This is a genomic window from Olleya sp. 1-3 (assembly GCF_002836085.1).
In the GTDB taxonomy this organism is placed as follows: Bacteria; Bacteroidota; Bacteroidia; order Flavobacteriales; family Flavobacteriaceae; genus Olleya; species Olleya namhaensis.
This window is the reverse complement of record NZ_PJBW01000001.1, coordinates 332,799-346,549: the sequence shown is the minus strand read 5'-3', so window position 1 is coordinate 346,549 and position 13,751 is coordinate 332,799. Positions and strand designations below refer to the sequence as shown.

Here is a 13,751-nt window from a genome sequence, read left to right as displayed (position 1 = left end):
ATCATGAATTTATCATTAAATATATTTAGTAGCATTCCTTGCTGGTTAATCCCTTTATTAGTGGGTGCAATATGTGCTATTTTAGGTTATCTTTTAGGAAAACTATCGGGTAGCGGTAATACTAATACTGTTGACTTAGATGTTTATAAAAATAGAATTAGTAAACTAGAAACAGATTTGGCTGCTTGCCAGTCAAGTAAAGCATCTGTGTCACGATCTTCTGGAGCGGGCAATACGGTGTCTTCTTTTGCAGCAGGAGCAGCAACAAGCGCTGCGGTTAAAACAGAGGTTGCAGCTAGTGCAGCACCTGTAAAGCAAAGTAAACCTGTTGAGGTTGTTCCTCCAAAAAGCACTTTTGATGCAGTAGCAGCAAAAGCAGTTTTTGGTAAAAAGATAAAGGAAGACGATTTAACTGTTGTAGAAGGTATTGGGCCAAAAATAAAAGAGTTGTTTCATAATCACGAGGTAACTACTTGGGCAGCATTAGCAAGTTGTAGTGTAGAAAAATGTCAAGAGGTTTTAAAAAGTGGTGGTAAGCGTTTTGAAATGCACAAACCAGGGACTTGGCCAAGACAGGCGGATTTAGCAGCTAAAGGCTTATGGAAAGAATTAAATGATTGGCAGGACCAATTGGATGGAGGTAAGTAATAATTAAAAAAAGAAACCGTTTTATTAAAAACGGTTTTTTTTACTTTTATGGAAGGGTTTTTGATTACATTAAATTAAATTTTTTTATGACCACTAGAGACATTCAACATTTATATTGGAGAGCAGGTTTTGGTTTGACTCCGAAACAAATTTTAAAAAAGGAATCTAAAAGTAAAGCTCAAATTGTCGAAGAAATATTTGAGGCTTCTAAACCAATAAACCAAATTTCTTTAAATCTTTCAGTATTTAATCTGTTTACTCAAAAGTATGTCTATAAAAATAAAGAAAGAAGAAAAAAATTGTCCCAGTTAAATGGTAAGCAAACAAAACATTTTAATGTAAAATGGATAGAGAATATTGCATCATCAAAGACCGTGTTAAGGGAGAAGATGGTTCTGTTTTGGGCAAATCATTTTGTTTGTAAAGATGTTAATACCAGGTATATTTATAGCTATAACAATATGTTACGTATAAATGCTTTAGGAGATTTTAGAGTTTTTGTGAAAGCAATGTCTAAAGAAGCTTCAATGATTAAGTATCTAAATCTTAATCAGAATAATAAGAAAAATCCTAACGAAAATTTTGCAAGAGAACTACTTGAGCTTTTTACTTTAGGAGAAGGTAATTATACAGAAAAGGATATTAAAGAATGTGCTAGAGCGTTTACAGGTTACTCTTTTAATTTTGAAGGAGATTTTAATTTGTCAAAAGGGAAACATGACACCGGAGATAAGACAGTTTTTGGTAAAAAAGGTAATTTTGATGGTGATGATGTTTTAGATCTTATTCTTTCTAAAAAACAATGTGCACGATACATCTGTGAAAAAATCTATCTTCATTTTGTAAATGATGTGCCAAACAAAAGGCGCATAGAAGAAATGACAACTGTTTTTTTTAAAAATTATAATATTGAAGAATTAATGAGATATGTGTTTTTATCTGATTGGTTTTATGATAAAAATAATGTAGGAAATAAAATAAAATCTCCAATTGACTATTTGGTGGGTATGCATAAAATTGTACCTATTAAATTTAGGAAAGAACAGGAGTTATACCGATTACAAACACTTTTAGATCAAGTATTATTATACCCGCCAAATGTAGCAGGTTGGGAAGGGGGTAAAAGCTGGATTACTACTAGTAGTTTGGTGTTGAGAATAAAAATGCCATCCATGATTTTTGAAAAGGAATCGTATACATTTAAAACAAAGGGTAATATTAATAGTAGAAATTTAAGAATTGTTAGTGTTAAAAATAAATACCAAGATAAATTAGATGTTTATGTCGATTGGAAAACCTATAAAAAAAGAGTTAAGCAGCTACCTTTATCTACGCTGGTTGATACCTTGATTTTATGTGATATAAATCCAGGTACCGCAAGATATATTTCAACTTTTGGACGAAAACCAAAAAAGAAAAATTTAGTTAAGATTATGTCATTACCAGAATATCAAATGTGTTAATTATGGATAGAAGAAAATTTATAAAAAATTCTGTTTTAGCGAGTGGATTAACTTTTATGCCAAGCTTCCTTAAGGCGTTTGAAACTATAGATGTCGAAAGTATAGGTTATAAAAGACTAGTTATTGTTCAGTTAACTGGAGGGAATGATGGTTTAAATACAATAGTCCCTGTTAGAAATGATATTTATTACAAGTCAAGACCAAAAATTGCCATACCAAAAAATCAAACCATAAAGCTAAATGATGATTTAGGTTTTCATAAAAGCTTAAAACCTTTAAAGAGGTTATATGATAAAGGAGAATTGTGTATTATTAATAATGTAGGTTATCCAAATCCAATTAGGTCACACTTTAGATCTTCGGATATTTGGCATACAGCAAGTAGAGATAAATATCAACAAGTAGGTTGGATTGGTCGTTATTTAGACCATTATGGTACTAATGCCCATGAGGCAATAGATATAAATAAAAACTTAACCCTAGCCTTTAAAGGACAATATAAAAATGGTATTGCTACTAAGAGTGCTATGGAGTTATATCGATCGTTACAAGAGTCCGATTTTAATACTATTTTGGCGTATCAAAACTCTCAAAAACATCTAAATGAGCATAATTTAGGTTATCTCTACAGGACAATGATTGATGTAAAATCATCCGCTAAGTATCTTTACGAAAAAACAAGTAATACAGCTTTAGCAACAAATTACCCTAAAAGCTCATTAGGAAACCAGTTGCGTACAGTGGCTCAGTTTATTAATTCCAGAGTAGCTACAAAAGTGTTTTATACATCGGTAATTGGGTTTGATACACATTCTAATCAAGTTGCTAGACAAGAACGTTTATTGGCTAATTATGCAGATAGTATGGAGGTGTTTGTTCAGGATTTAAAAAAGAATAATACGTTTAAGGATACTTTGATTTTAACTTTTTCAGAATTTGGTAGACGTGTAGATCAAAATTACAGTAACGGTACAGATCATGGTGCTGCAAATAACTTGTATGTAATTGGTGATCAATTAAAAAAACCTGGCTTATACAATGATTTAGATACGTTGCAAAATTTAGATGACAACGGAGACATTAAATATGAAATTGATTTTAGGACTATTTATGCAACAATACTTGATAAATGGCTAAATGTAAGCGATAAAAAGGTGCTAAATAAATCCTTTAGTAAGTTAGATTTTATTTAAAAAGAAACCTTGATTCAATGCCGAGCTTTGTCGGGAGAATCAAGGTTTTTAAAGTTAATTAATTTAGTCTTTCATTGTAAATGTGTTCTTAATTAACTCTTTGTAATGGTGCGCTATGTATACTATTGCTAACCATTTTAGTCTTAGTTGTATTTTACTTTTCGTAAAATACGTAAGACGTCTTTGTATTTTCTATAAATTTCAGGAAGCGCTTTTAGAAAGGGTTTAGCCTCATTTAATTTATCTAATGCTTCGTGAAATAAATTTAGATAACATATAAGATACGTATCAGGTAGGTTGTTTAGATCTTTTGTTTCGTTATTATTTAAAATTTGTCCTTTTTTTAACTTTTCTAAAATCGCATTATTGTTATTATATATGTGATGTAGAATTTTTTTATCAAATTGAGGCGCATTAAAAAGCAAGGTGGAATCTATATTGTAGCTAGCATTGTCAGAAAAACTTATGGTTGTTTTTTCTAATGGATAGTATTTATAAGCGTCTTGAAGTCCGAGTTGTAAATATTCTATTATGGTAAAAGAATGTTCTGTGTAACTAATAGAAACTTCGTCTAAAGTAGAAAAAAACAATCGGACTTGTTCATTTATTAACTCGATATCTACTCTAGAGTAAAAGGTTTCGTTTTTAACCTGTTTTTTTTCGCCTGACCAACATAAAACAAAGTACTCCTTGAAAACAATGTATTTAGGGTTGTAGTCTTGGCGCTTTTTCATAAAATCAAAAACACCATCTAATGTGTATTCAATATTGTTTTGCGCGTGACTTTCTATAGCTTCGACAATTTTAGAATTTACGTCTGTAATTTCACTTTTAAAAACCTTGGGCATACTAATGCTGCCATCTCTAAAAAATACAGAGCCGCCATAATACTTCCAGATGTTTTTTTTAAGAGAAGTTAGCCCTTCTTTTGGCCTTATAGTGACTAGTCCAACAACTTTGTGGTCGGGTAAATGTGGGAACGGAATATTCTCGTATTGTACTATAGGAGGATTATTAAAATAGGCATTGATTAGGTTTTGAATTTTAGAATCGTCAAAAAAGTCAACACCTATAATTTGGTTGTCTTCATCTTCTACGCCAATTACTATAAACGAATTGTTTTTAGGGTTAGAGTTTGATAGTGCACAAACGTGTTTTAAAAACTTAGCTTTACCTTCTTTTTGGCCAATGTCAATTTTTCGCTTTTTATCGTAAAAACTATTCTCGTCGTTATGTGCGAGTAAGTTTTTGATAAGTAAGCGTTTATTAATCATGACTTATTTTCAGGGTTAATATTTTAAAGTAATTTTATCTCACGGTTTAGATTGTCTCTTGCCTGTGCTTCGTATTGTTTTTTGTAGTGCTCTGTAAAATATAATGTTTCTCTTTCTAAAAAGTGATTTAGCACTTTTTTACGACCAGGATTGTACATAAAATTAGGATATATTTTATACTCTTTTCTAATGTTTGAAATGTATTTTTTATATGTATTCCAATCGGTTCCTAGAATAGATAAATCTAAGTCCAAAAGGACAGCGTTATCATTATTCTGTGTTTTAAATATAGTGTGCTTTTTAGTAGATAGTATTAATTCTTGAACGTTTTGTGTTCTTTTTAGATTAAAATCAATCTTTTTGAGTCCATTTAAAGCAAAAAGAGCACTTTTCTCCTCATTATCTTTATTTGTTGACTTGTAAATAATGTCGTGATACCAAATGGCGAACTTTAAAGAATCTAAATCTTTGATTTCTGTTTTGGTCTCATCAAGTTGTTTCAACATATTAAAAATATGAGAAAGATTATGGTAATGCCTGTTTTTTATAATGTATTGAGACTCAATTTCTGCCCAAAGCGATTCTGCTAAAGTACTATTGCAATAGTTTTTAGTTAATAAATGCCATTCGGATTTAAGCCAATTAATCATTTCTTACTCCTTTTTTACAATTGTAGAGCTAGCTTGAGCGGTACAAAACATAAGTACATCTGCAATGTTAACATGTGCTGGACGTGATACTGCAAAGTAAATAACGTCTGCTAAATCTTCAGGTTGTAATGCTTTGTAACCTTTGTAAACAGTGTCTGCTTTGGCATCTCCTTTAAAACGAACTTGAGAGAATTCAGTCTCCACTAATCCAGGATTTATGGCAGTTACTTTAATTCCAAATGGATTAAGGTCAATGCGCATACCTTCAGTTACTGCAACAACTGCGTGTTTACTTGCGCAATACACATTACCTTTTGGATACACTTCTTTTCCGGCAGAAGATCCAATATTGATGATATGTCCCGATTGACGCGCAGTCATTTGAGGTATAATGGCTTTGCTGACATATAATAAACCTTTTACGTTTATGTCTAACATGGCATCCCAATCGTCTAAATTACCATCTTGAATTGGGTCTAAACCATGTGCATTACCAGCGTTGTTTATTAAAATATCTATCTGTTTAAAATTTTCAGGAAGCGATTCAATAGCAGCAAAGACTGCTTTTTTATCGCGAACATCAAAATTTAAAGTATGTACATTGGTTTGTTTTGATAGTGCTTTTTGTATGGTGTCTAAACGTTCTTGGCGACGACCACAAAGGATAAGGTTAATGCCATGTTTAGCAAACTCATGTGCTGTTGCGCGACCTATTCCGCTAGTTGCACCAGTAATTAATGCAGTTTTTGTATTACTCATTGTTGTATTTTTTTTATGGTACTTTATGTCCTTGGCTAGCAACTAATATTGAAAACCAATCTTCTAATTCTAATGTAATATGTGTTGCCGCTATAGCATCTGTTAATCTTTTGGTATTTGTGGTGCCCACAACGGGCTTTATGTTAGCAGGATGTTTTAAAATCCATGCTAATAATAATTGATCTTCTGTTGCATTGTATTTTTGCAATAAAAGGCCTAATTGTTTGTGGATGCGTCTAGTTTGCTCTGTATCTTCTCTAAATACGCTACCTAAAGGAGACCAACACATAGGTTGTGTATTGTTTAATTGCATATGGTCTAAAATACCGTCATGCATAGCGGTATGTTGTGTTAACGAAAATTCTATTTGATTTACAGAAACAGCGGTATGTTTGGATAATAAATCTGTTTGTGATGCTGTAAAATTAGAAACACCAAAGTCTTTAATTTTTCCTTGTTGTTTTAAAATAGTAATGGCTTCTGCAACTTCTTCTGGGTTTAGTAATGGGCTAGGTCTGTGCAATAACAGTAGGTCTAGGTAGTCTGTTTTTAAGTTTTTAAGTGATTGCTCGGTTGACCAAATAATATAATCTTTACTATAATTATAATGCTTGACCTGGTTTTCTGGGCGTGTTTGTCCAATATATTGAATACCGCACTTAGAAATTAACTGAATATTGTCACGGTTTATATTAGATTCCGCGAAAGCGTTACCAAATTGGGCTTCCGTTGTGTAGTCACCATAAATATCGGCGTGATCAAATGTAGTTATTTGATTTTCAATACAATGATGCATTAGTTGTATAAAGGCTTTTTTGTCTAACTGCTTGCCCCATTGTCCCCAAGTCATTGTTCCTGCAATAACTTTTGAATACTTATTTTTTGTCATAGTGTTAATTGAGCATTAAAAGTAAAACATAAATTACTCTTAAAAGTGCAATAAACACCCTATTTTTAACCAATTATTAACACGATTACAGCGAAAAATTTAACAATTTGCACCACTTGAATTTAAATAACGGTTCATTTTCTTAAAAAACAACATATAATGGAACAAACAAGTACAATTGATATCAAGTCAATTAACGAGAAAATTGAGAAAGAAAGCGCATTTGTAGATTTACTTATGCTTGAGATGAATAAAGTGATTGTTGGCCAAAAACATATGGTTGAGCGATTATTAATTGGTCTTTTAGGTCAAGGTCACATTTTATTAGAAGGTGTACCTGGATTAGCAAAAACTTTAGCTATTAATACGTTGTCTCAAGCAATTGATGCTAGTTTTAGTCGTATCCAATTTACACCGGATTTATTACCATCTGATGTTGTTGGAACGTTGATTTTTAATATGAAAGAAAATGACTTCTCTATTAAAAAAGGACCAATATTTGCCAATTTTGTTTTAGCAGATGAGATTAACAGAGCACCTGCAAAAGTGCAATCTGCGTTATTAGAAGCGATGCAAGAAAAGCAAGTGACTATTGGAGACGAAACGTTTAAATTAGATAAGCCATTTTTAGTAATGGCAACTCAAAACCCAGTAGAACAAGAAGGGACTTATACGTTGCCGGAAGCACAAGTTGATAGATTTATGCTTAAAACCGTTATCGATTATCCTAAGCAAGCAGAAGAGCAGTTGATTATGCGTGCTAACTTAAAAGGAAACTGGGAGAAGGTTAATCCTGTTGTAACCGTTGCGCAAATTTTAAAAGCACAAGACGCTGTTAGAGAAGTATACATGGATGAGAAGATCGAAAAATATATCTTAGATATTATTTTTGCTACACGTTATCCAGAGCAATACAAGTTAGCAGATTTAAAACCATTAATATCTTTTGGAGCCTCTCCGCGTGGTAGTATTAACCTAGCAACAGCTGCTAAATGTTATGCGTTTATTAAGCGTCGTGGTTATGTAATACCTGAAGATGTACGTGCTGTAGTACACGATGTATTACGTCACAGAATTGGAATTACGTATGAAGCAGAAGCAGAAAACGTAACTTCTGAAGATATTATAAACAAGATTGTAAACGAAATTGAAGTACCATAGATGCGTTGGCAGTAATTAGTATTTATAGGCTTTGAGCTAAATTAATACTGATTATATTTTGACTGCTTACTGAAGACTGCACATAGCATACTAAAAAAAATGGATACTAAAGAGCTACTAAAAAAAGTACGTAAAATTGAGATTAAGACACGTCGTTTGTCTGATCATATTTTTGGAGGAGAATACCATTCTACCTTCAAAGGTCGTGGTATGACTTTTTCTGAAGTAAGGCAATACCAATTTGGAGACGATGTTAGAAATATAGATTGGAATGTTACCGCACGTACCAGTCAGCCACACATTAAAGTTTTTGAAGAAGAACGTGAACTGACCATGATGCTTATGGTGGACGTTTCAGGATCAGAGTTTTTTGGTACTGAAAATCAGTTTAAAAACGAAATTGTAACAGAAATAGCTGCAACATTAGCATTTTCTGCCACTCAGAATAACGATAAGATTGGATTAATTTTATTTTCCGATCAAGTCGAATTATTTATTCCGCCTAAAAAAGGACGTTCTCACGTCTTAAGAATAATCAGAGAATTAATTGAGTTTACACCTAAAAGTAAAGAGACCAATATTGTCGAAGCTTTAAAGTTTTTACGCAGTGTCATGAAAAAGAAAGCTATTGTATTTGTAATGAGTGATTTTATTGCTGATGATTATCAACAAACACTTAAAATAGCAGCTGGAAAACATGATATTACTGGTATTAGAGTTTTTGATAGACACGAAGAAAACATCCCTAATTTAGGAATGGTACAAATGCAAGATGGAGAAACAGGAGCGTTAATGTTAGTTAATACCAGTTCTAAATCTGTAAGAAAAAATTACGCTAAGTTTTACAACGAAAAGGTAGCCTATTTTAAAGATAGTTTTGCAAAGTCTGGAGCAGGTAGTATAGCTTGTAGAACAGATGAAAGTTATGTAAGAAAGTTATTAGGTTACTTTAAAACAAGAGGATAATTAATTAGTTAAAAGTGAAAAAAATAATACATTTTAATACAGTAAATACAATCAAAGCTATAGGTTTTTGTCTTGTGGCGATTGCCTTGCTGCTTTTACCTACAACGTCTTTTGGTCAAGTAAAAACAACAATAGATTCTACTTCCATCAAAATTGGAGCGCAAATCACTTACAAAATTGAAGTAGAGACGGATACCTTAAACTCGGTTGTTTTTCCGGTTGGGCAAACGTTTTTACCTCTAGAAATGATTGAGTCTTATAAAACGGACACAACTAAATTAGACGCTAAGTATAAACTAATTAAAAAATACGGTTTAACACAGTTCGATTCTGGACGTTACGTTATTCCGCAGCAAAAAGTAATTATTGCAGGAAAGCAATACGTGTCAGACAGTTTATTGGTTGAGGTTAACAATATAGTTGTAGATACTACAAAACAAAAATTGTTTGATATAAAACCAATGCTTGAAGTTGAAAAACCAGCTAGTGATTGGTGGAAATATGTACTACTTATTTTAGCTATTTTAGCACTATTAGGGTTTGTTATTTATTGGTTTGTTTGGCGAAAAAAACCATTAACAGAAGAAGAGCAAATTGCACTATTACCGCCATATGATAGAGCAAAATTAGCATTACAGAAATTAGACGAAAGCAATTACTTATCACAGGACAACTATAAAGAGTACTACTCAGAGTTAACATTAGCTATCCGTACATATTTAGACGAGAAGGTTTATGATAGGGCTTTAGAAAGCACAACAGATGAGTTAATTACAAGATTAGAAGTGTTAAGTGATGGTAGTCAAATAGAGCTGTCTAAAGCGGATATTAAAAAACTAGAAACCGTTTTAAAACGTGCCGATTTAGTAAAATTTGCAAAATCTGCTCCAGACGTAGAGTTGGCAAAAATTGACAGAACAGTTATTGATCAAGAGATTGATCATGTAAAAGAAGCCTTGCCAGAACCAACTGAAGAAGAGAAACTTTTAGATTTAGAATACAAAAAGCAACAAGAGCGTAAAGATTATCTTCAAAAAATATGGGTCACTATTGCTGCACTAGTATTTATGCTAGGATTGACGTTTGCAGCGTTTAGCTATAGATATGGTTTTGATTATGTGGTAGACACGGTATTTCAAAAAGAAACAAAGCAGTTGTTAGAAGGTGGTTGGGTAGATAGCGATTATGGTTTTCCTCCGATAACAATTTCTACTCCAGAAGTTTTAAAAAGACAAAACACACCAATTCCGGAAGAGTTAAAAGATAAAATTAAAGTGTCTGCTTTTGGTTATGAGTTAGAAGGTAAAGTTACAATTGCAACGGTAACAACAACCTTTATGGATTCGCCTACAGGCGAAAAAGGACCATCTGCAGAGGATAATCTGTTACAGGCTATTGAAGGTAATTTAAAAGCTATTGAAGCTGAAGGTGGTCGAAACATAATATCTAATAAAGATAAGTTTAAAACACCAAATGGTGCAGAAGGTGTTAAGACTTCTGGAACTTTAGATTTTCCTGTTGACGATGCTAAATCGGATTATGTAAACGGTCAGTTTGTAATATTAAGTTTTGCTAACAAACAGGTCATGCAGCAAATTTTGATAACCTATTTAAAAGATGACATTTACTTGGATCAAGTGGTGGAGCGTATTTTGGCATCTGTAGAACTTAATCAAAAAGAAAACTAATGTTAGACGGAATTACATTTTTGAATAAAGAATTCTTTTGGTTGCTTTTAGCATTACCATTGGCTATTGCTTGGTATGTTTTTAAAAACAATAAGCAGACTGCCGAGTTAAAAATATCTAGTCTTAAAGGGTTTCAGATTACTAATTCTCTATTACCTAAACTAAAACACGTGTTGTTTGCATTGCGTCTTTTAGCATTAGGAATATTAATTGTTGCTTTAGCTAGACCACGCACATCAGAAACTAATACAAAAACCAAAACAACACGAGGTATAGACATTGTAATGGCTATTGATGTCTCTGCAAGTATGTTGGCAAAGGATTTAAGTCCAAACCGTCTTGAAGCTTTAAAAAAAGTGGCTGCCAAGTTTATTATAGGGCGTCCAAATGACAGAATTGGATTGGTGGAATATGCTGGAGAAAGCTATACAAAAACACCAATAACAAGTGATAAATCTATTGTATTAAACTCTCTAGAGGACATTAAGTATAATACAATTATAGAAGGAGGGACTGCTATTGGTAGTGGGTTAGCAACTTCTGTTAATAGATTAAAGGATAGTAAAGCTAAAAGTAAAGTCATTATTTTATTAACCGATGGTGTTAATAATTCTGGTGTATTAAATCCAAAAATTGCTAGTGAATTGGCAGTAGAGTTTGGTATAAAAGTATACACTATTGGTATTGGTACAAATGGTATGGCCCTGTCTCCAATTCAAATTTTGCCAAATGGTAGGTTTCAGTATGACAGAGTTCAGGTAGAAATTGATGAGGATCTTTTAAAAGATATTGCAAAGGTGACTGGTGGAAAATATTTTAGAGCGACTAACAATCAAAAGTTAGAACAGATTTATGCTGAAATTAATAAGCTAGAAAAAACAGAAATTGACGAAATAAAATATACAACTTATGACGAGCATTTTAGACCGTTTGTTTGGGTCGCAGCTGCGTTGTTATTGTTAGAGTTTATAGGAAGGATTACGCTGTTTAAGAGTTTTGTATAACAGGCAAATATTCCGCGAAAGCGAAATAAAAAAGATTAATTAAAACATCCAAGCAAAAATAATTGGCAAGGGTTAATAATAGAATAGTATAGATAATGTTTCAAATAGAAGAAAAAATATGGTTTTGGACGCTGCTGGTTATTCCGGTATTGGTAGTCTTCTTTTTGTTGCTTCAGTTTTGGAAAAAACGCACACAAAAAAAGTTTGCTAATAAGGCGTTGTTAAAACGTTTAAGTCCTAATCAGTCCGTATTTAAATCGGTTTTAAAATTAATAGTATTGTGTTTGGCTTTTGCAAGTTTGTCTTTAGCATTGGTAAATCCTAAAGTAGGGACAAGTTTAGAAACTGTTAAACGCGAAGGTGTTGATATTGTATTTGCAGTGGATGTTTCTAAAAGTATGCTTGCAGAAGATATTAAACCAAGCAGATTAGAAAAAGCACAGCAATTGGTGTCTAAAGTTATTGATAACCTTGGAAGTGACCGTGTAGGTATTATTGCTTACGCAGGAAAAGCGTTTCCGCAGTTGCCAATTACTACGGATTATTCGGCAGCAAAAATGTTTTTGCAAAATCTTAATACAGACATGTTATCCTCTCAAGGTACAGCTATAAACGAAGCGATTATTTTAGCTAAAACCTATTACGACGATGATGAGCAAACCAACCGCGTTTTAGTAATAATATCTGATGGAGAAGATCATGGTGAAGGTGCATTAAGAGTTGCAGAGGAAGCTAACGAAGAAGGTATAAAAATCTTTACCATTGGTGTTGGAGAGTTAACAGGAGGTCCAATACCATTAAAAAGAAATGGGACTTTGCTAGGTTATAAAAAAGATAAACAAGGAGAAACTGTAGTTACAAAATTAAATGAAGAGACCTTAAAAGGGATTGCTAATCAAGCGGGCGGTGTTTACATTAATGGCGCTAGTACAGATAAGGTTGTTAGTCAGGTTAAGGATCTTTTAAATAAAATGGATAAGAAAGAATTTGAAGCGAAGCAGGTTGCTAATTTTGAAAGCAGATTCCAATGGTTTTTAGGCTTAGCAATCTTGTTATTATTTAGCGATATTTTCTTTTTAGAACGAAAAACAGCTTGGCTTAAAAAGTTAAACTTATTTAACGAGAATTTATAAATCCCTTAACATCAACAATTCTAGGTCTTTAGTATATTTACAAGTCACAATAATTAAATGAAAAACGTCTTAACTTACATATTACTATTACTATCCGTAACTGTTGTTGCACAAGACAAAACAGAGGAGAAGGCAGCATTAAAACAAAAGCTAAAGGCACAAAGTTTTGTAGCAGAGGCTAATGATTTGGCTGCTAATGATGCTTTTGTGGAGGCAGAAATGGAATACCGTAAAGCGTTATCCATAAAGCCAACGCAAGTGGCTGGCGCGTATAATTTAGGACACCAGTACATTAAAAAAGGTAATTTTGAAGAAGCACTATATCGCAACCAACAAGCTGCAAAAAATGCGACTACAAAAGAAGAAAAACATAATGCCTTCCATAATATGGGTAATATTTTAATGGAAGAAAAAAAGTGTAAAGAAGCTGTAGAGGCTTACAAAAGCGCGCTTAGAAGTGACCCGTCTGATGATGAGACTAGATATAATTTTGCGCTAGCTAAGGCGTGTGCAAAACAGCAAGAAGATGATAACCCTCAGGATGACGATAAGGACGGAGAGAATAATAAAGATAAGGACGATAGTAAGGATAAAGATAAGGACAAAGAACAAGAGGATAATAAAGACAAGGACCAACAGGATAAAGAAGATCAAGGCGATAAAGATAAAAAGGACGGTGATCAAGATAAGGATGAAGAAGGAGCGCCTAAGGACGATAAAGAAAGTGATCCAAAGGAAGGTGATAAAGAGAATCAGCAAAATCAACCACAACCAGGTCAAATGTCGCCTCAGCAAATTAAAAACTTACTAGAGGCCATGAATAATCAAGAACAAAAGGTTCAGGAAAAAATAAATGCCCAAAAAGTTAAAGGAGCAAAACAACAGACAGATAAAGATTGGTAGTTAAATCTTTATATTTGAAA

At 32.8% G+C, this 13,751-nt stretch carries 13 protein-coding genes; 9 read left to right on the top strand and 4 right to left on the bottom strand.

What is annotated here, in order from left to right; translation table 11 throughout:
• The first annotated feature begins 3 nt into the window (after positions 1-3).
• From CXF54_RS01520 to CXF54_RS01510, 3 genes are all read left to right on the top strand, one after another.
• Entirely contained in the window at positions 4-648 is a 645-nt protein-coding gene (locus CXF54_RS01520) for a hypothetical protein (protein ID WP_101202162.1), read from the top strand.
• An 86-nt stretch (positions 649-734) separates the two neighbouring features.
• Positions 735-2,111 carry a DUF1800 family protein gene (locus CXF54_RS01515; RefSeq protein ID WP_101202161.1) on the top strand — a complete coding sequence of 459 codons (1,377 nt, stop codon included), beginning with the start codon at positions 735-737 and terminating at the stop codon, positions 2,109-2,111.
• 2 nt (positions 2,112-2,113) lie between these two features.
• Positions 2,114-3,304 carry a DUF1501 domain-containing protein gene (locus CXF54_RS01510; protein ID WP_101202160.1) on the top strand — a complete coding sequence of 397 codons (1,191 nt, stop codon included), beginning with the start codon at positions 2,114-2,116 and terminating at the stop codon, positions 3,302-3,304.
• Between the two features lie 143 nt (positions 3,305-3,447).
• On the opposite strand, the gene CXF54_RS01505 is transcribed toward CXF54_RS01510, so the two are convergent.
• The 4 genes from CXF54_RS01505 to CXF54_RS01490 are packed head-to-tail and all read right to left on the bottom strand — an operon-like array spanning position 3,448 to position 6,876.
• A complete protein-coding gene (locus CXF54_RS01505; protein WP_090836864.1) occupies positions 3,448-4,578 on the bottom strand; it encodes an ATP-binding protein in 1,131 nt (376 codons plus the stop codon).
• A 23-nt stretch (positions 4,579-4,601) separates the two neighbouring features.
• Complete coding sequence (locus CXF54_RS01500; RefSeq protein ID WP_232782557.1) at positions 4,602-5,228, bottom strand: hypothetical protein; 627 nt, start codon at positions 5,226-5,228, stop codon at positions 4,602-4,604.
• A 3-nt stretch (positions 5,229-5,231) separates the two neighbouring features.
• Entirely contained in the window at positions 5,232-5,987 is a 756-nt protein-coding gene (locus tag CXF54_RS01495) for an SDR family NAD(P)-dependent oxidoreductase (protein ID WP_090836862.1), read from the bottom strand.
• A 13-nt stretch (positions 5,988-6,000) separates the two neighbouring features.
• Positions 6,001-6,876 (bottom strand): aldo/keto reductase family oxidoreductase, encoded by an 876-nt coding sequence (locus tag CXF54_RS01490; protein ID WP_101202159.1) that lies wholly within the window; start codon positions 6,874-6,876, stop codon positions 6,001-6,003.
• A 159-nt stretch (positions 6,877-7,035) separates the two neighbouring features.
• Here CXF54_RS01490 and CXF54_RS01485 point away from each other — a divergent pair, with 159 nt between their 5' ends.
• The 6 genes from CXF54_RS01485 to CXF54_RS01460 all read left to right on the top strand — a co-directional run bounded on the left by CXF54_RS01485 (position 7,036) and on the right by CXF54_RS01460 (position 13,731).
• On the top strand, positions 7,036-8,037 hold the full coding sequence (locus CXF54_RS01485) for an AAA family ATPase (protein WP_101202158.1): 1,002 nt from the start codon (positions 7,036-7,038) through the stop codon (positions 8,035-8,037).
• Positions 8,038-8,136: 99 nt separating this feature from the next.
• A complete protein-coding gene (locus CXF54_RS01480; protein WP_090836856.1) occupies positions 8,137-9,003 on the top strand; it encodes a DUF58 domain-containing protein in 867 nt (288 codons plus the stop codon).
• A 14-nt stretch (positions 9,004-9,017) separates the two neighbouring features.
• A complete protein-coding gene (locus CXF54_RS01475) occupies positions 9,018-10,691 on the top strand; it encodes a hypothetical protein (protein ID WP_232782554.1) in 1,674 nt (557 codons plus the stop codon).
• Positions 10,691-11,695, top strand: coding sequence for a vWA domain-containing protein (locus CXF54_RS01470; protein WP_101202157.1), 1,005 nt, complete (start codon positions 10,691-10,693; stop codon positions 11,693-11,695). Before CXF54_RS01475 ends, CXF54_RS01470 begins: the two co-directional genes overlap by 1 nt.
• A gap of 95 nt (positions 11,696-11,790) precedes the next feature.
• A complete protein-coding gene (locus CXF54_RS01465) occupies positions 11,791-12,828 on the top strand; it encodes a vWA domain-containing protein (RefSeq protein ID WP_101202156.1) in 1,038 nt (345 codons plus the stop codon).
• 57 nt (positions 12,829-12,885) lie between these two features.
• The gene (locus CXF54_RS01460; RefSeq protein WP_101202155.1) at positions 12,886-13,731 is read left to right on the top strand and encodes an aerotolerance regulator BatC; all 846 of its coding nucleotides are present in this window, start codon (positions 12,886-12,888) and stop codon (positions 13,729-13,731) included.
• Positions 13,732-13,751: the final 20 nt, after the last annotated feature.

Excerpts from the sequence above, each read along its gene's own strand:
- CXF54_RS01465 (WP_101202156.1), top strand. The coding sequence starts at position 11,791 with ATGTTTCAAATAGAAGAAAAAATATGGTTTTGGACGCTGCTGGTTATT.
- CXF54_RS01460 (WP_101202155.1), top strand. The coding sequence starts at position 12,886 with ATGAAAAACGTCTTAACTTACATATTACTATTACTATCCGTAACTGTT.
- CXF54_RS01520 (WP_101202162.1), top strand. The coding sequence starts at position 4 with ATGAATTTATCATTAAATATATTTAGTAGCATTCCTTGCTGGTTAATC.
- CXF54_RS01505 (WP_090836864.1), bottom strand. The coding sequence starts at position 4,578 with ATGATTAATAAACGCTTACTTATCAAAAACTTACTCGCACATAACGAC.
- CXF54_RS01470 (WP_101202157.1), top strand. The coding sequence starts at position 10,691 with ATGTTAGACGGAATTACATTTTTGAATAAAGAATTCTTTTGGTTGCTT.
- CXF54_RS01510 (WP_101202160.1), top strand. The coding sequence starts at position 2,114 with ATGGATAGAAGAAAATTTATAAAAAATTCTGTTTTAGCGAGTGGATTA.
- CXF54_RS01485 (WP_101202158.1), top strand. The coding sequence starts at position 7,036 with ATGGAACAAACAAGTACAATTGATATCAAGTCAATTAACGAGAAAATT.
- CXF54_RS01495 (WP_090836862.1), bottom strand. The coding sequence starts at position 5,987 with ATGAGTAATACAAAAACTGCATTAATTACTGGTGCAACTAGCGGAATA.
- CXF54_RS01500 (WP_232782557.1), bottom strand. The coding sequence starts at position 5,228 with ATGATTAATTGGCTTAAATCCGAATGGCATTTATTAACTAAAAACTAT.
- CXF54_RS01490 (WP_101202159.1), bottom strand. The coding sequence starts at position 6,876 with ATGACAAAAAATAAGTATTCAAAAGTTATTGCAGGAACAATGACTTGG.
- CXF54_RS01480 (WP_090836856.1), top strand. The coding sequence starts at position 8,137 with ATGGATACTAAAGAGCTACTAAAAAAAGTACGTAAAATTGAGATTAAG.
- CXF54_RS01515 (WP_101202161.1), top strand. The coding sequence starts at position 735 with ATGACCACTAGAGACATTCAACATTTATATTGGAGAGCAGGTTTTGGT.